The sequence below is a fragment of the Salibacterium aidingense DSM 18341 genome, assembly GCF_000429685.1.
GTDB classification, from domain to species: domain Bacteria; phylum Bacillota; class Bacilli; order Bacillales; family Marinococcaceae; genus Salibacterium; species Salibacterium aidingense.
The window spans coordinates 1-22,413 of sequence record NZ_AUCI01000029.1 but is presented as its reverse complement, the minus strand read 5'-3'; the positions used below and the strand labels follow the sequence as shown (position 1 = coordinate 22,413).

Below are 22,413 nucleotides of genomic sequence, written 5' to 3'. Positions count from 1 at the left end.
ACACTCATGTTCTGTGCAGGTCATGGGTGTTTTGCTTATCAAGCCTGATTCTCAATACGCAAAGGTTAATGAAAGGTGAGCGTCCTATGGCAGATAGATATGAGCACATCTCGGTCGTGATCCCGGCCTACAACCCGGATCATCAATTAATTTATATCGCTCGGGAGTTGAGCCGGGAATCGTTTGAAAACATCATTATTGTAGACGATGGGAGCGGCGAAGCTTCCGCCCCTGTATTTGAGACCCTGGCCCGCATGCCATCGTGCAGCGTGCTTCGGCATGCGGAAAACAGCGGAAAAGGAAAAGCACTGAAAACCGCTTTTGCCTATTACAGCAGGCATCACCCAAAAGGGCTCGGCGTTGTAACAGCAGATGCGGATGGTCAGCACAGGCCGGAAGACATAAAAAAAACAGCGGAGGAACTAATCCGCCAGCCTGATAAGTTAATACTGGGTGTCCGGGATTTTTCTGAAGAGGACATCCCCCTGCGCAGCCGTTTCGGAAATGTCATGACAAAGATGGTAGTCAAAGCCGCTGCCGGCATGAAAATTACGGATACCCAGACAGGCCTCCGCGGGATCCCCCGCACGTTTACCGAAGAATTGCTGCAGGTCAGCGGAGAGCGGTACGAATTTGAAATGAAAATGATTCTGGCCTGCAAAACGTATAAACGGTCGATCGCGGAAGTAACGGTTGATACCATTTATATCGACGACAATGAATCTTCCCACTTCCATCCTCTTCTGGATTCGATAAAAATATATTATGTCTTTCTTCGATTCCTGTTTTCGTCGCTGGCTTCTTTTGTCGTGGATGTGGGCTTATTTGCTTTATTTTCCACCCTGTTTAAAGCGCTGATGCCGATGGGGTTTATCATTGCAGCCACCATTTTCGCCAGGGTGTTATCGTCTTTATTTAACTATCTCATGAATCGGAATGTCGTTTTCCGGTCCTATCAGTATCCAGCACGGACCCTGATGAAATACTACACCCTGGCTGCCCTGCAGATGGGGGCGTCCGCCGGCGGGGTGTACATGCTTTATCACACACTAGGGGGCCATGAAGTACCGATTAAAATCGGCGTGGACTCCCTGTTGTTTTTACTCAGTTTTTATATCCAGCGTACATGGGTATTCAAAAATGAAACATCGTATGTCGGAGAAGAGGTGAGTGATTATTAACGTCCTGCTCCTGCTGGCGCTCTTATTTTTATCCTTTTCAGGATACGCGATAAGTGTATATGTAAAATATCGTATCGCCCCGGCGGTCCTTCCCCTCTTTCTTTTCACGAGCACGATCCTTGTCCTTTTTCTCGGAGGACTGTTGAATGTGCTGGCAGAAACGGTTTATGTTCTATTTGCCGGGGGCCTTCTGTTGTTTGTTTACAGCGTGTCCCAATACACCCAGAAGAAATGGCAGGCATCTGCTCTCCTAAGTCCTGGATTGATATTTTTTATCGCGGCCAGTGTTTTTTTCACTGTTTTATTAAAAGAAGCAGTCTTTCTCCATTATGACAATTTCAGCCATTGGGGGCTGATTGTAAAAGAACTGGTGCAATCGAACAGCCTTCCTGATGAATCGAGCATTATTACCTATACCACCTATCCGCCGGGAGCCGCATTGTTCGTGTATTACATCGTCTCCATCACCGGTTTTTCCGAAAGTATGGCCCTCATCGCCCAGGGGATTTTTATTGCAGGGGCCCTTGCTCCCCTGTTTATCTTCTGTTCCTGGAAAAAACCGGTCCATGCTGCCGCTTTTTTATTTATTCCAGCGGTATTGTTATTGGTAAACAGCACAAGTATTTATACATTGCTGGTAGATCCGCTGCTTGGGTATATTTCAGCAGCCGTTTTTGTCACCGCCTGGTATTATCGAGACAATTGGGGACAAATGGCGTTTCTGCTGCTGCCGATACTATCAACGCTTGTCCTTCTCAAAGACAGCGGCAAAATCTTTTTGGCTTTCAGCATCCTTTGGATTATAGGCTTGTTTTTCCGATACCTGCGCAAAGATCACTCATGGACAGAGAAACTTGCCTCCGCCGGCCGGGCAGGAATATGTACACTGCTGGTCCCGTTATTTGTGAATCTGTTATGGTCCCGTTATATCGCGAAAGCTTATACTTCGGAATACGAGGATAGTAAATTTGCCATAACAAGGGATACACTCACGGATATTAATAAATCTCCGGAATTTATTGAAAACTTGCTGCCTATGATTTTTCACGCGTCTTTTGATCTGTCTTCCCCCTTATTTCAAGGGATCATATGGATCGATATTTTTGCTATTCTCACGATTACAGCCGTAAGAAGCTTTTCTAAACAATGGCCGGCCTCTCTTCTGAGTGCCGCGGTTTTTATGAATATATTTTATTTCTTATATACGGGCCTTTTATATCTCCTTTACTTATACTTAATGCCAGAAGTGGAGGCCGAATACCTGGCAGGATTTGACCGATATCAATCGTCCGCCGTCATTTTCTTCCTCGGGGTCGTGATGGTCTTTCTATTAAAAGAATGGATGGAAAACGAGCATCCTGCCTTATCGAGGGTTCTAAAGAAGGCAGCACCCGTACTTATTGGAATCAGTGTATTGCTGCCGTTTGCAGGCGGGGCCCAGGGATTTTTCAACCAGGAAAATACAGCAGCATCTTCCAGGCCCCCTGCTGCTTCCATGTTGACTGAGCTGCGCCAGCAGGAGAATATCTCCGGGAATACGCGGCTGACCCTCATTCACGCTATCGGCGAATCCGATAGAGGATTTTTACGACATGTCATGCGTTATGAACGCATGACGGCAAATACTTACATTCACACGATGTGTACGTCCGAAGAGGAAGAACAGACTTTACGCGAAGATCTCAACCGTTCCGGCTATCTTATGGTGTTAGAAATGACACCCGAGATGCAAAGCTGCCTCGATCCGCAAAGCAATATTAACACCATCGAGCCAGGTCTTTACCATATTCGGGACGGTGTTATAACGTCACCTATAGACGAATCCTTCTCCAATAACGATAGATAGGCATTCGATTCCTCCCAAACTGTCAAGAGAATCAATAATTTGTTGTTTAATTGTGGGCGAGTTCCACTCGGTAGCTGAAACGGTCGGCCCGGTAAATCGTCCGGGAAAATTCAACCGGCTTTTCATCGATGCCGTAACTTAAACGGGAGATGCTTACTAAAGACTCCCCGCCCCGGATACCCAGAAGATCCGCTTCATGTGGAGTTGCATTAACAGCAGAGACCCAGTCTGTGGCCTGTTTAAGAATCCCATTATTTTCTTCTATCACAGCATAAGGTTCATGTTCATGAAGATCGCTTTTAATCAGCAGCTCTCCTATATGCTGCGGGGTGTAAAACTGGAGAATCGCGATCGGATCACCATCTGCCATTCTTACCCGTTCAAACAGGAAAACTTTTTCATTCTCGGGGACGTTTAAATGTTTTTGAGCCTGAAAAAAGGTAAACGAAAATTCCATACGCAGAATTCTGGAGTAAAACTGGTCTCCTTCTTCCTGGAACATAATAGTAGAATGCTCCCCCAATTTGCCCGGCGGGTGAATTTTCACCTGGGTTCCCTTCCCCTGCCTGCTTTCAAGCACTCCTTCTTGTACCAATGAGTTTATAGCCTGTCTTAAAGTAGTGCGGCTTACATTAAATTCATCAAGCAATTTGGATTCGGAAGGAATGAAATCACCGGGTTTCCAATGCTTTGTCTGGATATTATGAATAATTAACTGCTTAATCTGCCGGTATAAAGGAATTCGTCCTGTCTCTTTGTTTTGATCTTCCATCAAACTTCTCCTTCCCTGCTGTCCCTATTTTTCTATCTTATCAAAAAATACCGCGGCAGGAAAAAGAAAGGGCATGGTTCATAATCGGAATATGGCAAACCCAAAAATCTTAAAAAACATTTTAACTTATCCCTATTAATTTAAAACTTGTTATGTTAAGTTTAAAACCATACAAGAATTCTAATACCAAACAAAAATTCAGCAGGAGGTGAACATATTGTTTACAGATCAACACACCCCGGGAGTGACACAGCTGCAATATGAAAAATCACAAATTAATATTGCAAGGATGCGTCAGTACCGGCTGCACCGCATTAAAGAACAGCTGCGGGAAAACGGATATCCGGCCTGTCTTTTATTTGATGCCATGAATATTCGTTATGCTACAGGGACCCGGAACATGGAGGTATACATACGTCGTAATCCAGGACGGTATGTATTTATACCGGTAGAAGGACCGGTGATTTTATTTGATTTCGATAACTGTGAACACTTGTTTGAAGGAGTAGAAACAGTGGATGAAATCAGGCCTGCGTATATGTTGTCTTATGCTGCAGCAGGAGATAACCTGAACCGGGACGCAGGTCATTTTGCTGCTGAAATTACAGCATTAATGAAGCAATATGCAGGAGGAGAAAAAAAACTCGCCGTTGATCAGCTCCCGGTCTCCGGACATCTCGCTTTACGCAGATACGGCCTGGAAACAGTCGATGCCCAGCGCCCAGTAGAGCATGCAAAGGCAGTAAAATCCGAAGATGAAATTGAAGCAGTTAAAATATCAATCAAAGCTTCAGAAATAGGCATACGAAACATGTATGAAGCAGCAAAACCCGGTATGACTGAAAATGAATTATGGTCTATCCTGCATCAGTCAAATATTGCCATGGGAGGAGATTATATTGAAACCAGGCTTCTCAGCTCCGGCCGGCGTACCAATCCATGGTTCCAGGAATGCAGTGACCGGACCATTCAGAAAGGAGACATGCTGAGTTTCGATACGGATACCTGCGGCCCTTTCGGTTATTATTGCGATATTTCCCGAAGCTTCGTCGTGGGAGACAAACCAACCAAAGAACAAAAACGCTTATATCAAACAGCCTATGAACAGGTTATGACCAATAAAGCACTGCTCAAGCCCGGAGTGAGCTTTCGGGAATATGCCGAAAAAAGCTGGAAGATTCCGAAAGAATTTTTTGCAAATCGTTATTTCTGCAACGCCCACGGATCCGGTTTCACGGGCGAATATCCGATCATTGCCCATGCGGAAGACTTCGAACAAAAAGGGTACGATGGAGAATTTGTAGAAAATATGATCATTTGCATAGAAAGTTATATTGGAGCCAAAAATGGAACAGAAGGCGTGAAGCTGGAAGAACAGATGCTGATCACAAAAGATGGAGCAGCAGCCCTTTCTCACTTTCCATATGAAGAAGAGCTGCTTCGATAAAATACAAGCGTAAAAGGAGGAATTGATGAATGAAAATCAACGTTACGTCAGGTATTACCGCAATGTTAACAGGAGCGCTTTTGCTTTCTGCCTGCGGAGGCGGAGAAAACCCGGAAAATGGAGAAGAAGATGATGAAAACAGCGGAGAAAATGCACAGGAAGAGAACAATGAAATAGAATCCTCTGGTGGTAGTGACACCATTAAAATTGGTTATAACAACTGGGCGGAAAATGTAGCATCTTCAAACATGTGGAAAATTTTATTGGAAGAAGAAGGCTATAAGGTGGAATTGGTTAATTTAGAAAAAGCGGCATTGTTTTCAGGAGTAGCGGATGGAGAATTAGATATCGGCATGGAGGTTTGGATCCCTCATACAGATAAAAGTTATGTTGACAAGTATGGAGAAGATTTCACTATTCAAGAACCTTGGTATGAAAATACACAGCTTGGCTTAACCGTACCGGCATACATGGAGGAGGTAAACAGTATCGATGATTTAAATAATCATACAGAAGAACTGGACGGCAATATTGTCGGCATCGAACCAGGCGCAAGCCTTATGGAATTAACGGAAGATGTAATCGGGCATTACGAGCTTGATTATGAACTGCAGCCTTCTTCAGAACAGGCAATGATGACCGAATTGGATCAAGCCTACCAAAATGAAGAGCCCATCGTTACGACGTTATGGAGCCCGCACTGGGCTTTCTCTGAATATGACCTGAAATATTTGGAGGATCCAGATAACGTGTATGGCGAAGCCGATGATATTGTTTATATTACAAAAGAGGGTTTTGAAGATGAAAATAAGGAAGTTGTCACGTGGATGAACAATTGGCAGTTTGATGATGACTCACTTGGCTCTCTGATGGCAACCATTAATGAAATGGATGACCCGGAAGCCGGCGCTGAGGCATGGATTGAAGAGAACCGCGACCTCGTAAACGAATGGATACAGTAAGAAGGGAAATCAGGTATTAAGAAAAACTTAACCTCGGAAACCCGCCCAGTTCCAGGCTAAGTCCTTTCTTGCAGGCATATCCTGCTGCAGGCTGAAGCTTTCTGCTGTGTTTTCCAAAGCTGTCAGCACAGGGGAGCCATCCGATTGCCATGCTGACGGAAAAGAGGCAGGGGAAGTGACGGATAGCAGCGCAGTGTTATATTGCCTTCGTGGTATCCAGTGGATGGAGTACACTACGCTTTCCGTTTTTGTTTTGCGTGGCTCCGAAAAACGTTTGGAGGCCGAGCCTTTTTCTTCTCCCTTTGCTAATGGGGGCAAAAGCTAAGTTGAGGATCCGAAGAGCTTCGTTCCAGGGGTTTGTGTCCTCCACCACGGCTGCTGTCCGGTTCAGGCAAATGCTTTTCGTCAGGTTCCAAGGGGTGATGATAGACAGCGGACTTGGCGTAGGGACATATATTCCGTTAAATGGCCGAATGAGGGAGCTGGGACGGTTTTCACGGACATTTGTTCCGTACTCCGACTCTGGACCTTTTACGCTGAAAAGGGAAATAACAAAACACATGTCACTCTCCCTTCCACATGGAAAAAATCAAGACGATAACGGAATGTCCGCCGGCACGGCACACGAAACGAAAATCAGAGAGAAGACCCAGCCCTTCAGCTGTGCATTGGAAAGCCGCTGCATTTGTCCAATTACCAGCAGGAGATACAGCTGAAACAAGGCTGTGAAAATCAATAAGAATCCCGAAAAATCAAATACTTTTTTATTTTTTAAGAAAACGGAGATGGGGATATCCCCACCTCCGTTTTTTTCTACCTGCGCAGATACACCTTGGAAAAGTCTACATCATGATCAAAATCAATGGGATTGCCCTCGCTGTCTGTCATGGAAAAGCCGTCCAGCATTTCTTCCGCCCCAGTTTCATCCTGGTTGTTACCGAAAAGACCTTCGAATTCCTCCGCGGGATTATACGTATCCTGAGGGGTATCCGACGTACCATAGGAAGCGGTTTGTTCCCAGGTTTCCTCTGCATCAAAACGATCATGTGTTGTTTCTTCCATCTCAGTCTCCGTAAACCCGCCCTTTCCTGGAATCAGCCGTTCTTCTTCCACCGGCCGGTCGTCCCAGCCTGTTTCTTCATACGAATGCTGAATGCATTGAAGAGCAGTGGGCTCAGCTTCCAGCCGTTCATACGGGATATCTTCCCCGCACGTTTCGCAGGTTCCGTACGTGCCCTCGTCTATCGCCTGCAGGGCCTGTTTAATCCGCATGGCTTCCCTGTCAGAGTGTTGTTCGAGTGCCATGTCTTTTTCTCTTTCATATAACCCTGTCGCCTGATCTGCGGGATGATTGTCGTAATTGGATAACTCCCCTATGGTTTCCTGAGCAAATTCCGTATCCCGCTCCTCATAATCCGGGAGCTCTTTCAACTGTTCGAGTAATTGTTTTCTTATATTTTGAAAAAAATCGTTTGTTTTCACCTGACTCTTCCTTTCTCCTTTTAGCCTTAGTATGCTTCATACGGATTCACATTTTCTGCACACTTTTTGGTAATTGCAGAAAGACACAGGCAAAGATGCGTATAGGAAGCATAAAGCGTGTAGCGGAAGGACAGGTTATTATTAACGGGGAAAGCGGCAGAGCAGTTCGCAGCCATCCTCGGTTACGACAAAGCTTTCACTGATTTCTACTCCTACATCTTCCAGCCAAATGCCCGGGATAAGGTGAAAAGCCATATTAGGTTCTAAAATGGTTTTATCTCCGGGACGAAGGGAAGCGGTATGTTCTCCCCAGTCGGGTGGGTAATTGACACCGATGGAATAGCCAATGCGCGAATCCTTACAATACCCGCGGCGGGCAATCGTTTCCTGCCACAACTGCTCAATTTCTTCACAGCTTAGTCCTGGTTTGATTTGATCCAGCACGGTCTCGATCCCTTCTGTAACCGCTTCAGCTAACCGTGTCATGATGTCATTCGGTTTGTTTGCGGAAACAGTTCTGGCAAGAGGAGCATGATAACGGCCGTAACAACCTGCCAGTTCTATAATAACCGGATCTCCGCTTTTTAATGCTTCATCGGTCCAGCTGATGTGGGGCGCATACGTTAAAGCACCGGCTGGAAGCAGTGGAACAATCGCAGGATAATCCCCCCCAAATTCTGCGGTGCCGCTGATCTGCGCCTGAGAAATAGCAGCTGCTACATCACATACCCGCGCTCCTTCCTGTACGGCATTGTATCCCGCTTCCATGGCAAGTTCTGCAATGTTTCCAGCTTTTTTCATATACATAATTTCCGTATTGGACTTTATCATACGTACTTCGTTTACCAGCAAATGTGCATCGTTAAAGCGCAGCCAGGAACATTTTCTTTCTAACCGCTGCAGCGCACGAGGAGAAAAATAATAGGCTTCCATCTCCACCCCGGCCCGCTTCACTTTCGTTTTATATCGTTTCATCCACGAAGCCAGCACTTCCATGGGATGCTTTATCCTGGAATGCACATATTCATCATCATAAGAAAGCAGCCGGCATGGAGACAGCCAGGAGGTAGCCCGGGCCCCGTTTACGTCCTGTGCTCTTCCGAACCAATACGGTTCGTCTTCTTCTAAAAAAAGAATAACCATCTGCGGTACATAAAAGGACCAGCCATCATAGCCGGTAAGATAATTGATATTGGCCGGGTCACTGATAAAAAGGACATCCAGCCCTTTTTCCTCCATCTTTTTTTTCACCTTAGTGATACGTTCCAGGTATTCGTTTTTCGAAAATAATGTTAAGGACCGCACCCTCCATCTCCCCTTTTTCCGACAAACTCCGTGCTGCTTCTGCCAGGTTCGTCTGTCAAATTATGATAGACATTTGCTTATTAATCACTTTATTCTAAGAAGAGAGGGATTCATGACTAAATATTTAATAAAGGGGCGGGTTTTATGAAGACCATGACAGTCCGCGACATATGGGTTGCCAAGAAACGACTACAGGAGTTGCTTCCGAAAACCCCGTTAGTCTCCTCTCCCGTTCTTTCTGAAAAAACAGGGGTCCCGGTCTATTTGAAGCTGGAACAGATGCAGCCCACCGGTGCATTTAAACTGCGGGGCGCTGCTAATATGATGGCTTCTTTGGAACCCCAGGAACGGGCCCGCGGTGTTATTACCTTTTCTACAGGCAATCATGGGTTTGCTGTGGCTTATGCAGCGGCGGAGCTTGGGTTACGTGCCGTGGTCTGTGTCTCGGAATACGTGCCGCCGGCAAAAATAGAAGCCCTTCAGGCAAGTGGAGCGGAACTTCATATTGAAGGGGAAAGTCAGGATGAAGCGGCAGAAGTCTGCCGGAGATTACAGCAGGAAAAAGGGTTTATTCTCATACCTCCCTTCGACCACCCGGAAATCATTGCCGGTCAGGGCACCATCGGCCTGGAAATACTGGAAGAACTGCCGGAAGTGAAAAACGTACTCGCCGGATTATCCGGCGGAGGACTGCTTTCCGGAATGGGCCTGGCTTTAAAAGAAACCGATCCTTCGATTCGTATCAGCGGCCTGTCCGTAAAAAAAGGCGCAGCAATGGATGACAGTATTCAAGCCGGAACACCGGTCGAATCGCCGGAACATCCTACGTATGCCGACAGTCTTCTCGGCGGAATCGGTCTCAATAACCGCTATACCCTGCCTATGATCACCAGGTATGTGGATGAACGTCTACGTCTTTCGGAGGAATCGATTGCACGGGGCATGGCATTTTTATATGAAACCCACCGTTTTGTCGTGGAAGGAGCTGCTGCAGTAGGAGTCAGTGCCCTTCTTGATGGCGCCGTTCAGCCGGAAGGGCCGGCTGTCGTTGTGGTCACTGGAAACAGTATTGGCGTGCGGGAACATTACCAGGCTGTGGCCCCTTACCTGCATTCTTAAAAATATAATTTCAACTGAGCATAAAAACAGCCCTGCAGGATAACGAGATCCTGCAGGGCTGTTTTAATGTCATTCAAACTGTTTCATAAATTTCTTATCCGTCCGTTTTTTTATTTTCCACGCTCTTTTTCCGATATTGTACTGGCTGCCGTGAAGATAAAGCCCCTGCTTGCGGCCGATATTTACTATCTGTCTGTATTTTTTTGGGGGGTTAAAGGCTTTTAATTTTTTCTCCTGAAGTTTACGATAAATATTCGTTTCTAACACCTTTGCCTCCTGAACAACAATAACTCCATTTTTGGGCAGGTCTGGATATTCATCTATGGTGACGCCATCCCCGCTTCCGAATATCGAGGGCTCATGAATGGACTGAAGCGTAGAGGATACAAGTAAAAATCCGGTTTCATCAACGGGAAGATTAGCGTAATCAAAGATCAGCGGTGGTTCAGGACCTGCTGCCCACAGCACTTCCCCGTACGGAATCACTTCGCTGCCTGCATAAACCACATCAGCATCTATACTCTCTACCGGTGTATTTTCATATACAAGCAACCCGCGTTCATCCAGCAGCGTCCGCATTTTCTCCCGAACTTCTTTCTTTTCCTCCGGAAGAATGGACTCCTCCGTGATTAGTGTAACCGGAGTTTTCTTATGGTTCGCCTGCCTCCATGCCTGCAGGGATAAGGCCAGCTCTACTCCGGTAATACCTCCGCCGGCGATAACTGGATATTCCGTGTGCTGCATACTCGCCGCCACAGTTGGAAATTCTTCATTTGGTTTCAAAAACAAAGCATGCTCCCGTACACCCGGGGTCGACCCGTCGACATGCTGGGAACCAATGTTGGCGGAGAGAAGATCATATGATACAGATTTTCCGTTTTCTGTCAAAACAAACTTTCTGTTTTTGTCCACCGCGGTGACTTTTTCCTCAATAAAACGGCCTTCATGCTTTTGACAGAAATCTTTCAAATCAATACGGATATCTTCCAACTCACAGCGGCCTTCCATAAATCTAGAGAACATCCCGGTATAATATTGATACCTCGAAGGAGAAATCAATGTCCATTCCGCATTCTTTGGGGCGTTTTTCTGCCAGTTTTTTAATACAGATAAGTTCGCCTGTCCGGCTCCAATAAATAAAACGTGTTGACTCACTATGTTTTCCTCCTTTTTTTATTAGAGAACCAGAGGGTCTGTGGATACAACCCTCTATCAGTAAGTATCTATTTTAGCTTCTTCCTCTTTTTTTTTATTCACAAACATTTTCTTTACGTTTGCCGGAATTTTTCAATCTTTATTCTTCATGACAATTTCTTATCTTCTAAAAAATGGCCAGCTGCAAATGCAGCTGGCCTTGATTTCTTTGGGTATATGGGAGAATCGATAAACAAGGGCGCAAGCAAAGCATGTGATTTAAAAGTGCGCCCCTAAATGCGCTACCAGCGGATTGAGTCCAATACCTCGATGGTTTGATTTTCGGTTTCCGTACTCCATCCCCAGGTTTGTATTTCCTGCTTCAGTTCTTGCATGGAGGAACGTCCCCGCACAAACCCATTCAGCCTTGCCGTCACAGCAGCATCACGGAACCCCTCCTCCGTTGGATACAGCCTGGAGAGCGCTTCCACCGCTTTTTTATAGCGTCGCAGAAAATATTTCTGATGGTAATGTTCGGCCGGGTAAAACTCAGCATCTTTGGTCATTTCCGTTTTTATCAAAACTCCCAGTGCTTCTTCTTGTTTTTGCTTAGAAGCCAGCGCCTTCTCTCTCTGCACTTCATCATGATATATCAACAGAGACATATACTGGCGGTCTCTGAACAAGCTTTTTATCGTGGGATTGTGACTGTTCCAGAACCTATGCAGCAATTCCTCATAGCTGATCTGTTCCGGATCAAATACAATTTGAATCGATTCCGTATGATCCCCCATATTCCGATATGTTGGTTCAGAGGTAGTGCCGCCGGTATAGCCGACACGAGTCCGATAAACACCTGACAGCTGCCCGAACTGGGCATCCGGTCCCCAGAATCAGCCCAGTCCGAAGACCGCCGTTTCCAGTTTCGTTGTTTCAGCTGCCTGATACCGCTCTTCCATGGCTCCTCCCCCTTTATTGACTTTCTTTTCAGTTTAAGCGATATTTTTTATATGTGCAAAAAGCCGGATGTTATACCCTAAAGTGAATAAAAGATTATTATTGTTATGAGGAAATCTGCTGAATTAAAAAAGAATAGGGAAAGCCTGTGTTGCGCGATTAATGACATTTCTTCTTCTATGCTTGAAAATTTTTGCGTCTTGTTATCGCTGCGTCAACATAAGTCCTGCATAGCGCTCCTCTAATGCAAATACGAAAAGTTCTTTATTTCTTTTATTTTGTTTCACGTGAAACGTTCAGACTTAAATTTTCATATAGTATCGTAAAAATGATGTTTAAAAGTCAAATCAGCTTGGTATAGTATAAATGAAAACAACACATCATGAACTTTTGGAGGTGTTTAATATGGCTGATTTATTCCCTAAACGCAACCGTGACTTTTTCAACTGGCTGCCAAATCTATTTGACAAAGACAGTACTACCGATTTGTTTGAACGGCCGTTTGGATTGCAGTACCCGAAAGTTGATGTGAAAGATGAAAACAATCATTATCTGGTCGAAGCAGAACTTCCTGGTTTTTCCAAAGATGATGTAACCGTAGAGTACAAAAATGGCTATATTACGCTGGAAGGCAGGAAAGAGCAGTCTACAGAAACGAACGATGAGAATAATAATTATATTCGAAAAGAGCGTTCGTACGGCTCATTCCAACGAAGCTTTTATGTAGGTGATGTGAATGAAGAAAACATTGACGGTAATTTCAGCAATGGACTACTCACCTTAAAAATACCAAAAACAAGAGATTCTTTGGAGGATTCATCCGGTTACAGAATCGATTTAAACTAGGAAGCCGGCACGCCCGACTTCCTTTTTTTATTGCCTTTCCCGGTCATTGGCGGCCTGTCCTGTATGCCTTTCTTTTTCCATTCTTTCTCCTGCTCTGATTTTTCATAAGGAGACCTATCCAAAAACATATCTTTCCCCTTTCCACTACAAAAACTCATCTCTGATTTTAACACATTATTCCAAATTTCAACATCGGTGTTCAATTTATAAAGAAAAAATTTAATTTTTTTAAACTATTAAATATCCCTTCAGACGCGCATTAGAGCGTTCTTCCTTCAGTTTTTCCCGGCCTACCGGTGTTGAAAATTTCATGAGATATTATTACGATATAAACTATTGAAAGCATAGCAGGGGTTTTCTATTTTTCATTTAAGAATGGAGTTTTAAGTTAAATTAGAAAATACTAAAAGAGTTTATTTTTAAGCAGAAGTAAGAGGTGAAAATGTGAAGAATGTAACGTTAGTATTTTGGATTTCGATTGCAATTTGTGCCATCCTTGTTATTTGGGGGGCATCTTCGCCTGATCAGCTGGAGTCAGTGACGAACACTCTGACATCAACGTTTTCCACTGGTTTTGGCTGGTATTACTTAATTATTGTCGTATTTATGCTTGGATTCTGTGTATATTTAATTTTCTCTCCATACGGAAGAATTAAATTAGGGGAGGAAGATACAAAACCCGAATTCAATCTGCCTACCTGGTTTGCTATGTTGTTTACTGCCGGTATGGGAATGGCAATGGTATTCTGGACGACCGCTGAACCTATTTCCCATGCCTTCATCAATGCTCCGGAGGCAGAAGCTGGCACGGACCAGGCCATACAGGACTCCCTGCAGTATGCCTTCTTTCATTGGGGTATTCATGCCTGGGCTGTTTATGCTGTAGTGGCGTTAACCCTGGCCTATTTCAAGTTCCATCGAGGCTATCCTGGTCTTATCAGCGCTACCCTTGTACCGCTTTTTGGGGAAAAAAGCATGCGCGGCTTGCCCGGGACATTGATCGATTCCCTCGCTGTGTTCGCTACTGTTGTCGGGGTTGCATCCACCCTTGGGTTTGGTACGGCTCAAATCAACGAAGGACTTGCCTTTTTATTTAACACACCGAATACGTTTTTTGTACAGGTGATTGTGCTCGTTATTGCCACCGTATTGTTTATTATTTCCGCCTGGTCAGGAATCAGCAAAGGAATTAAATACTTAAGTAATTTAAACATGTGGCTGGCTTTTATCTTACTGATCGCCCTGTTCATCGTCGGGCCCACATTGTATATTTTAGACATGTTTACAAGTACGACCGGAAATTATATTTCCAATTTCTTCAATATGAGCTTCCGCAGTGCCCCGCTCGATGAAGGAACGCGGGATTGGATCGATGCATGGACGATCTTTTACTGGGCCTGGTGGATTTCCTGGTCCCCGTTTGTCGGGATCTTTATCGCCCGTATCTCTAAGGGGCGTTCTATCAAGGAATTCATGCTCGGCGTGCTGTTTGTACCGTCCCTTGTATGCTTTATTTTCTTCACAGTATTCGGCGTGTCCGCGTTGAATCTGGAACAAAACGGTATTGCAGAAATCTCCCAGTATCCAATGGAAACGGCGACCTTTGCTGTACTTCAGGAATACCCATTAGGATTTCTCATGTCCCTTGTGACCATTGTCGTCATCGCTGTGTTCTTTATCACTTCTGCTGACTCAGCCACGTTCGTTCTTGGCATGCTTTCCAGCAACGGCTCTATCGACCCTGCCGGTATCGTAAAAATTTCATGGGGCGTGGCGCTTTCACTTGTGGCAGCTGTCGTCATGTATTTCGGCGGAACCCAGGGCCTTCAGAATACACTGATTATTGCCGCCCTGCCCTTTTCCGTCGTAGTGCTGCTAATGGGAGGCTCCTTCTTCAAAACCGTCCGCGACGAACGAAAACAAAGTAAGGCAAAAAAATCGAAAGCAGCATAATCAAGCGAAAGAAGGACCATTTCACAGCTGATGATGAAATGGTCCTCTCTTATTTTTATCGTTTTTGATTCAAGGTTGCAGCAATTTCGGCTCCAACCGCTGCGTTGTGTTTTACTAAGGCAATATTTGCTTCCAGGCTCTGCCCGCCCGTGGCTTCATTTATCCTCTGTAACAGAAACGGCGTAACCTCTTTTCCGGTGACCCCCTGTTCTTCTGTTTCTCTGACAGCTTCATCAATGACGGCAGCGATCGTTTCTTCTTTCATCGCATACGCTTTCGGAATTGGATTCGCTATCACCGCTCCGCCGTTCATTCCCATTTCCCATTTGCCCTTCAGCGTGGCTGCTGCGGTGGCTGCATCATCCACTCTAAAGTGAACAGGAAATTCACTGGATTGTGTGAAAAAGGCCGGCAGCCTATCCGTTTGATAGCCCATCACCGGGACACCTTTCGTTTCCAGGTATTCCATCGTTAATCCAAGATCTAGAATGGATTTTGCTCCGGAACATATTACCGCCACGTTCGTATGGGCAAGCTCTTCTAGATCTGCTGAGATGTCCATCGAATATTCGGCGCCCCGGTGTACTCCGCCGATTCCTCCGGTTACAAAAACAGGAATATCGGCCATGGCTGCACAAATCATCGTCGCTGCCACCGTTGTAGCTCCATTTTGTTTCGTTGCCATCAAATACGGCAAGTCTTTTCTAGAGGCCTTTGCCGTATTTTCAGCACGGCCCAGTATTTCTAGTTCTTCCCGGGAAAGTCCTATTTTAATTTCTCCCTCTAATATGGCGATGGTTGCCGGAACCGCTCCGCCGTCGCGGATGATCTGTTCAACTTCCCGGGCGGTGGTGACATTTTGCGGATACGGCATCCCGTGGGAAATGATCGTGGATTCCAGGGCTACGACCGGTTTTCCCTCCTCTTTCGCTCGTTGAACTTCTTCTGATAATCTAATATATTTATTCAAGATCTTTCCTCCATTTCCTTTTTTAACTGGGCTGCTGATAAATTCTCTCTAACGGTATAAGCAGAAGTAAGGGTCTCAGCGGCATTTATCATACCAGCCTTGGCAATTGCGGGTAAATCTTTTCCTTCAAGCCATGCATAAAGGACAGCAGAACAAAAAGCATCCCCGGCTCCTGTAACATCGACAGCGTTCTCCATAGGAACGGCTGGGACGTGGTAGATTCCTGCTTCTTCATTTCCAATCATGGCACCCTTTCCTCCATCGGTAATGACAGCATTGGATACACCCTTTTCCAACCATCGCGTTACTGCCTTTCTCCATTCTTCATTATCCGTAATCTTTCTGTCGAGAGAAGCTTCGGATTCTTCCCGATTTGTAATCAACCAGGTTACATCGTTTAAATCTTCAGGAAGATGGGTCATCTTAGGGGCTGAAACGGTAACCAGCATTAATGGCAGATTATATTGATTGGCTTTATGGCACAGTAATTGAAGTGTTTCTTTCGGACAATTTAAATCCGCAGCTACACATTTTGCCCGGCTGAGCAGCCGGTCATGTTTCAAAATGTACTGCGGGGTGATTGCTTCATACACATCCATATCCGCCAGAGCAAAAATCATTTCACCGTCCGCATCCAGTATTGCTGAATAAGAGCCAGTCGTCATCTCGGGAATTAATGCAGCATAACTCACATTCATGTATAAAGACGAAGATTCCTTGATATGAGTCCAGGCGGCATCTGTTCCTCCAGCAGTGAGCAGGATCGTCTCCATATCGAGACGGCCCAGGTTTTCTGCAATGTTCCGAGCGACACCTCCTACACTGTCTGTGGACGTTACCGGATTGGATGTACTCCATTGAAGTGAATCTTTCACGTAATACTTACGGTCAATATTAGCCCCGCCAATACATACAATCGGTTCAGATTCGTTTAAAATATACGCCTTACCCAAAATAAAATTTTTTCGTACCAGACCGGAAATGATGTTAGCCACCGAAGGCCGGGACAGCCCCATCACCTCTGCCAACTCCTGCTGGGAGACATATGGGTCTTTTTTTATAAGCTGTAAAATTCTTTGTTCGTTCCCTGTCAAGGGTTCTCGGTCCTCATTTGTCACGCCCCTCACCTCCCTAAACATTTGTTTTAATTATAAACTTATGTTCAAACCAATTTTATCCCGTCTTCCTCTTTCAAGTCAATGGAAACCATCAGCTGGTTCACACTATCCTCTTGTATTATCCGCCTTATTCCGCATTGCAATGAGTGACGTTGTTTTCCCGCCAAAATAAAAGACTCATCAAGCATCTTACTATTTGAGTCATAATATAAAGTTACATAAATAATAATTTATCACTTACAATAGTGTGTGTCATATAGTATAATAAATTCAGGAGTTGATGCTATGAGCGATGCACATGATCATATAGACAAATTGATGCAGGAACTGAGGCGGGGGACCATTACAATTGGAGCTCTGAGTCAGCTTTATGAGCCTCGATATGGGTACTCCCTTATCACAACATTAAAAAAGAAAGGAATTCAGGTGGAAGCGGGGACCTTATATCCGCTGCTGAGAAGACTGGAAAAACAAGGTCTTTTGGAAAGCAATTGGGATACGAATGAGGCACGACCGAGGAAATATTACGTATTAAGTAATACTGGAAAAGAAGTGTTAGATTTGGTGCGAGTCGAGTGGCTAAACATTGTCGCAAGTATGGATAATCTAATGATGAAAAGAGGCGGAGAAGATGAAAACGATTGACCGGTACGTTTATGCGGTCACCAGAAGACTGCCGGACGCGCAAAGAAAAGATGTTGCAGACGAACTTCGCAGCTTGATAGAAGATATGGTCTATGAGCGTGTCCAAGACAGGGATGTTACAGAAGAAGATGTGGAAGACGTATTGTTGGAACTTGGTCCTCCAAAGAATTTAGCACGGAAATACAGAGGCACAAAAAAGTATGTCATCGGCCCGGAACTGTACGATTTGTATACGATGGTTCTAAAGATTAGTTTGATCTCGACGGTTGCAGCATTTTCTGCTGTTTTCATTATCCAGGTGATTTTAAATCCAATTAACATTGTTGATTATTTTGTCAACTACCTCGTTTCCTTTTTTACTATCCTTCCCATGGTCTTTGGCTGGATCACCTTAGGATTTGCCCTGGCAGAATATTTCGGTAACGGGGCGTTGGAAAAACTGCAGCAAGATAAGGAATGGAAGCCATCAAATCTGCCGCCGGTTCCCGACCCGAAAAGACAGATTAAAAGAAGGGAACCAATTGCAGGGATTGTATTTTACGTGCTGGTTATTGTGATACTAGCGTTTTCAAATGATTATTTTGGCATCTGGATCTTTCGTGAAGATAGGTTTGCCGGTATTGTTTCATTTTTAAACGAAGACACATACGGTTCGTTCCTGGTGGTTATTCTCATTGTTTTTGGGTTTGGTATTGTGAAGGAATGTTTAAAGTTTTTCTATGAAAAGTGGACGTATTCATTGGTCGGGTTCACTGCTGCTGTTAATCTATTTTCCATTGTACTAGTCCTTTTCATCATGACAGACGCTCTATTCTGGAATCCGAATTTCATGAACGAGCTTGTACAGCATGGTTTTGTAATAAAGGGCAGCGAAAGTTATGAGACCATTCGTCTGATCTGGGAACAACTTACATTTTGGATGCTGATTCTTTTGATATTTGGTTTATTATGGGACGTTATAGCTGGAGGGATTAAGGTTCGTAAAGCTAAATAAAGCAAATAAAACCGCGCTATTGGTAAATGGCACACAGCCGATAGCGCGGTTTTTTGATCCTGAAAATAGAAAGATTACAATCTATAGAAAATGTTTCTCCCAGCATTTCCTTACTTTTTTTCACCGCTAAGACCTTTAAAAAACGGGCAGAAAAAGAACCTTAATTTAGACCTGGCCTGTGCTAAACGTCTGTTTTGTCGTTATTTCCTTGTTCTACAGCTTCCCAGACGATATCCGGATGATTGGACGTAATAAGCAGCTCCGGTGACAGCTCATACAGCCGCTGGACGGCTGCTGTTTTGTCTACTGTCCAGGCGTTCACCCGGCCGCCCTGGTTATGTATCCTCTCTACTAATTCCTGTGTCAGCATTTCATGATAGATCATAAGATGATCGGCATCTGCCGTCAACATCTGCTCCAGAACAAGGAGGGGGCTGCTCATTACTATTAAACCCGTATGAAGCGCAGGATCCATCTGTTTTATTTTCTGGACAGCGACATGATCAAAAGAACCTACCAATGTTTTTTCGGCCATATCATATTTTCGCAGCAGATGGCTTACTTTTTCCTCCAGCCCCGGGTAGATGTTTCTTCTTTGTTTGAGTTCTATCGTCAAAGACGTGCTCCCATCCATCTCCCGCAGCACTTCTTCCAATGTCGGAATGGTTTCCCCGGCGAAGCTGCTTTTATACCAGGATCCGGCATCGAGTTCTTTCAATTCATTGACCGTATAGCTTTTAACCAGGCCGTGTCCATTTGTCGTTCGATCTACCGTTTGATCATGAATGACAATCGGAACTTTATCCCTGGAAAGATGAACATCCAGTTCGATGCCATCTACTATTGGAGAAGACCAGGCCCGCTCAAAAGCGGCTAATGTATTTTCCGGTGCTTGGCCGGACCATCCGCGGTGAGCGATACATTGCGCCATATTATACTACTCCTTTATCATCATTTCTCTTTCCAGTATACACCAAAAATTAGAACTTATGAGGGGCAGAACGATGATTTAAGTTTAAAAGAGAAAAAAATAACCCAAAATGGATAAAAACACGTTTTAAGGCAGGAGGGGAAAAAATGAACACAGCGGTGCGCCGGAGCGACCGGCGGAAACCAGGAATCATACGGCTGTTTTTCAGAAGCATGCTGTTGCTCGGGATACTGGGAATAAGCGGAATGCTTGCGGCCATTTGCTTCGCGTTTCTGCTCAAGCCGCCTCCTATCCAGGTGGAACAGTCCACCGTGTTTTATGGTGCAGATCATTCCGTCATTGGGGAACACCATAATGGACAGCAGCGGTATTGGGAGGATCTTGAAAACATGTCTCCCTATCTTGTCCAGGCTGCCATTGCCATTGAAGACAGGGAGTTTTATGAACATAATGGTTTTGACCTTTCCCGTATCGCTTCCGCGGTCGCAACCAACATTAAAACATTATCTAAATCACAGGGAGCCAGCACCATTACGCAGCAATATGCCCGGAATTTGTTTTTAACTCATGAAAAAACATGGTCCCGGAAGCTGGAGGAAGCATTTTATGCTCTCCGGCTGGAAGTGCATTACGAAAAAGAAGAGATACTGGAAGGATATTTAAATACTATCTATTTCGGTCACGGTGCCTATGGCATTGAAGCCGCTTCACGTCTTTATTTTAATAAATCGGTTGACTCTTTGTCTTTAGCAGAAGCCTCTCTCCTGGCCGGGGTACCAAAAGGCCCTGCTTATTATTCTCCCTTCTCTTATCCGGAACGGGCCAAGGAAAGACAAAAGCTTGTGCTGGCCTCCATGGAAGACACAGGAATGATTACAACGCAAGAAAGAGAACAGGCGGAAAACGCTGAGCTCTCTCTCCAGCCGCCGGGGCAATTGGCGGATGACAGAACTGGTCCTTACTTTCAGGATTATATAGAACAACTGCTGGAAAGGAAATACGATATCGATCCACAATTATTGGAAAAGGGAGGGCTGCGGATATATACAACCATGGACCCGGAGCTGCAGAAAAAGGCGGAAAAATGGGTGCGACTGGAAATTCCTAAGGATTCGGAGCTGCAGAGTGCGCTTGTTGCCATGGATCCACAAAGTGGAGACGTTCGTGCCTTAGTGGGTGGAAAGAGCTACGAAGAAAGTACATTTAACAGAGTAATAAACGCCTCGCGCTCTCCAGGTTCTGCGTTAAAACCATTTTTATACTATGCCGCCCTGGAGGATGGGTTCACCCCTCTTACTTCATTCCGCAGTCAACCCACGGAATTTAAAGTTGGAGAAAATAACAATGTATACGCCCCTGGTAATTATGGAGAAATATACGCCGATGACTTTATTCCAATGTATGAAGCATTAGCGGTATCAGACAATATTTTTGCAGTAAAAACCCATTTATACCTGGGACCGGAGGCGCTCGTGGAAACAACGAAACAAGCCGGTATAACGGCAGAGCTTTCCCCTATTCCCTCCCTGGCCCTCGGCACCCAAAACGTAAAAGTAATGGATCTTGCTGCCGGTTATCTTCCCTTTGCCAATGGCGGCAAAAAAGCAGAACCCCGGTTCATCCAGAAGATAGTCGATGCCGAAGGGAATGTACTGTTAGATACCGAGCCCGAAACGAAACAGGTGTTTGACCCTCAAAAAACGTATGTCGTCACCGATATGATGCAGGGAGTTTTTGATGTGTCCATGGACAGTTATACCTCCGTCACCGGCCGCTCTGTTGCTCATTTAATCGACCGGCCGCTTGCCGGCAAAAGCGGATCAACGGACTTTGACAGCTGGATGGTCGGTTTTTCCCCGCAGCTTGTCACCTCTGTATGGGTCGGCTACGATGATAACAGAGAGATGAATCATTCGCAGGAAGGGCAGATTTCGAAGAGAATTTGGGCCCAGTTTATGGAGGAAGGGTTAGAGGATGAATTAAAATTAGCGTTTTCTCCGCCGGATAATATCGTCAAAGTGGACATAGATCCAGAAACCGGACTTCTTGCTTCAGAAGAATGCGGCGCCTCCCGCACTGTTGCTTTTGAAACAGGAACCCAGCCGCAGCGTTCCTGCACCGAGGAAATAGAAAAAGAAGAATCCTCCGGGGCCGGCAGCCCGGAAAACCAAAAAGAAGACGAGCTCCCCGAACAGGAGGAAAAATTCTTCGACCGGCTCAAAAGGTGGATTCAACCGTAGCAAAAAAAGGAAGGGTCTCCGCCAGATGTTCAATCGTGTACTACAGGCAGTACCCTTGTGGACATCTGTTCCGTTACATGGCAGAAACAGGGGCTTTCGGCGGCTTTTTCGGACATCTATTCCGCTATCCGGGCATCAGAGCGCCTTTTTTACGATTAAGGCAATAACGGAACAAATAAATTTAGAATAAAAAGTGGACACCTTCTTCATGGACATGGCATGATAAAACCAACAAGGAGGGTTCCCCCATGGGTGAACAGCGTCAACAGTACAGCGAAGCTTTTAAAAAGGACACGGTCCGTTATGTCCAGCAGCACAAACAACAGAAAAACATCACCGACATTGCCGAGGACTTACAGATTCCTCGAAGCGCGTTGTATGAATGGATGAAGCAATACCGCGAATTTGACGACGAACCGGTTGTCGACCACCAACACGTCAAAGACCTGGAACGCCAGTTGAAAGCCAAAGAAAAGGAACTGGCGGATAAAGAAGAAGAACTGGCGATTTT

Annotated in this window: 18 protein-coding genes and 1 pseudogene; 11 read left to right on the top strand and 8 right to left on the bottom strand. The window is 45.1% G+C overall.

Annotated features, from left to right (window positions below; genetic code table 11):
• Positions 1-86 precede the first annotated feature (86 nt).
• Both G475_RS0119305 and G475_RS0119300 read left to right on the top strand, forming a co-directional pair.
• The gene (locus G475_RS0119305; protein WP_026702681.1) at positions 87-1,181 is read left to right on the top strand and encodes a bifunctional glycosyltransferase family 2/GtrA family protein; all 1,095 of its coding nucleotides are present in this window, start codon (positions 87-89) and stop codon (positions 1,179-1,181) included.
• A complete protein-coding gene (locus G475_RS0119300) occupies positions 1,171-3,027 on the top strand; it encodes a hypothetical protein (RefSeq protein WP_026702680.1) in 1,857 nt (618 codons plus the stop codon). Before G475_RS0119305 ends, G475_RS0119300 begins: the two co-directional genes overlap by 11 nt.
• 46 nt (positions 3,028-3,073) lie before the next feature.
• On the opposite strand, the gene G475_RS0119295 is transcribed toward G475_RS0119300, so the two are convergent.
• Positions 3,074-3,799: a GntR family transcriptional regulator gene (locus G475_RS0119295; RefSeq protein ID WP_026702679.1), complete on the bottom strand. Its 726-nt coding sequence runs from the start codon at positions 3,797-3,799 to the stop codon at positions 3,074-3,076.
• 217 nt (positions 3,800-4,016) lie between these two features.
• On the opposite strand from G475_RS0119295, the gene G475_RS0119290 reads away from it, so the two are divergent.
• Complete coding sequence (locus G475_RS0119290) at positions 4,017-5,246, top strand: M24 family metallopeptidase (protein WP_233275820.1); 1,230 nt, start codon at positions 4,017-4,019, stop codon at positions 5,244-5,246.
• 29 nt (positions 5,247-5,275) lie between these two features.
• A complete protein-coding gene (locus G475_RS0119285; RefSeq protein ID WP_084414212.1) occupies positions 5,276-6,208 on the top strand; it encodes a glycine betaine ABC transporter substrate-binding protein in 933 nt (310 codons plus the stop codon).
• 813 nt (positions 6,209-7,021) lie between these two features.
• Here the strand turns inward: G475_RS0119285 and G475_RS0119270 are convergent.
• Both G475_RS0119270 and G475_RS0119265 read right to left on the bottom strand, forming a co-directional pair.
• Positions 7,022-7,690, bottom strand: coding sequence for a TraR/DksA C4-type zinc finger protein (locus tag G475_RS0119270; RefSeq protein ID WP_026702675.1), 669 nt, complete (start codon positions 7,688-7,690; stop codon positions 7,022-7,024).
• Positions 7,691-7,831: 141 nt separating this feature from the next.
• On the bottom strand, positions 7,832-8,995 hold the full coding sequence (locus G475_RS0119265; RefSeq protein WP_026702674.1) for a M24 family metallopeptidase: 1,164 nt from the start codon (positions 8,993-8,995) through the stop codon (positions 7,832-7,834).
• Positions 8,996-9,139: 144 nt separating this feature from the next.
• Between G475_RS0119265 and eutB the strand changes: the two genes are divergently transcribed.
• On the top strand, positions 9,140-10,114 hold the full coding sequence (gene eutB / locus G475_RS0119260; RefSeq protein WP_026702673.1) for a hydroxyectoine utilization dehydratase EutB: 975 nt from the start codon (positions 9,140-9,142) through the stop codon (positions 10,112-10,114).
• 69 nt (positions 10,115-10,183) lie between these two features.
• Here eutB and G475_RS0119255 read toward each other — a convergent pair whose 3' ends face one another.
• Positions 10,184-11,269 (bottom strand): NAD(P)/FAD-dependent oxidoreductase, encoded by a 1,086-nt coding sequence (locus G475_RS0119255; RefSeq protein ID WP_026702672.1) that lies wholly within the window; start codon positions 11,267-11,269, stop codon positions 10,184-10,186.
• A 281-nt stretch (positions 11,270-11,550) separates the two neighbouring features.
• Positions 11,551-12,129 (bottom strand): annotated as a pseudogene (locus tag G475_RS25710) (peptide-methionine (S)-S-oxide reductase); the annotation flags it as partial.
• A gap of 481 nt (positions 12,130-12,610) precedes the next feature.
• Here G475_RS25710 and G475_RS0119245 point away from each other — a divergent pair.
• Both G475_RS0119245 and G475_RS0119235 read left to right on the top strand, forming a co-directional pair.
• Entirely contained in the window at positions 12,611-13,051 is a 441-nt protein-coding gene (locus tag G475_RS0119245) for an Hsp20/alpha crystallin family protein (RefSeq protein ID WP_026702671.1), read from the top strand.
• Between the two features lie 444 nt (positions 13,052-13,495).
• Positions 13,496-15,004 (top strand): BCCT family transporter, encoded by a 1,509-nt coding sequence (locus tag G475_RS0119235; protein ID WP_026702670.1) that lies wholly within the window; start codon positions 13,496-13,498, stop codon positions 15,002-15,004.
• A 55-nt stretch (positions 15,005-15,059) separates the two neighbouring features.
• Here G475_RS0119235 and G475_RS0119230 read toward each other — a convergent pair whose 3' ends face one another.
• Together G475_RS0119230 and G475_RS0119225 are read right to left on the bottom strand one after the other, a co-directional pair.
• Positions 15,060-15,974, bottom strand: coding sequence for a pseudouridine-5'-phosphate glycosidase (locus G475_RS0119230; protein ID WP_026702669.1), 915 nt, complete (start codon positions 15,972-15,974; stop codon positions 15,060-15,062).
• A complete protein-coding gene (locus G475_RS0119225; protein ID WP_156911806.1) occupies positions 15,971-17,113 on the bottom strand; it encodes a carbohydrate kinase in 1,143 nt (380 codons plus the stop codon). Before G475_RS0119225 ends, G475_RS0119230 begins: the two co-directional genes overlap by 4 nt.
• 264 nt (positions 17,114-17,377) lie before the next feature.
• On the opposite strand from G475_RS0119225, the gene G475_RS0119220 reads away from it, so the two are divergent.
• Positions 17,378-17,737, top strand: a complete 360-nt coding sequence (locus G475_RS0119220; protein ID WP_026702667.1) for a PadR family transcriptional regulator — start codon at positions 17,378-17,380, stop codon at positions 17,735-17,737.
• Positions 17,724-18,731 carry an HAAS signaling domain-containing protein gene (locus tag G475_RS0119215; protein WP_026702666.1) on the top strand — a complete coding sequence of 336 codons (1,008 nt, stop codon included), beginning with the start codon at positions 17,724-17,726 and terminating at the stop codon, positions 18,729-18,731. The genes G475_RS0119220 and G475_RS0119215 overlap by 14 nt, the downstream gene beginning before the upstream one ends.
• A gap of 181 nt (positions 18,732-18,912) precedes the next feature.
• On the opposite strand, the gene G475_RS0119210 is transcribed toward G475_RS0119215, so the two are convergent.
• Positions 18,913-19,662, bottom strand: coding sequence for a glycerophosphodiester phosphodiesterase (locus G475_RS0119210; RefSeq protein ID WP_026702665.1), 750 nt, complete (start codon positions 19,660-19,662; stop codon positions 18,913-18,915).
• 146 nt (positions 19,663-19,808) lie between these two features.
• Here G475_RS0119210 and G475_RS0119205 point away from each other — a divergent pair, with 146 nt between their 5' ends.
• Both G475_RS0119205 and G475_RS0119200 read left to right on the top strand, forming a co-directional pair.
• Positions 19,809-21,902, top strand: coding sequence for a transglycosylase domain-containing protein (locus G475_RS0119205; protein WP_026702664.1), 2,094 nt, complete (start codon positions 19,809-19,811; stop codon positions 21,900-21,902).
• Positions 21,903-22,150: 248 nt separating this feature from the next.
• The coding region (locus G475_RS0119200; RefSeq protein WP_026702475.1) for a transposase at positions 22,151-22,413 on the top strand (263 nt) is incomplete at its 3' end.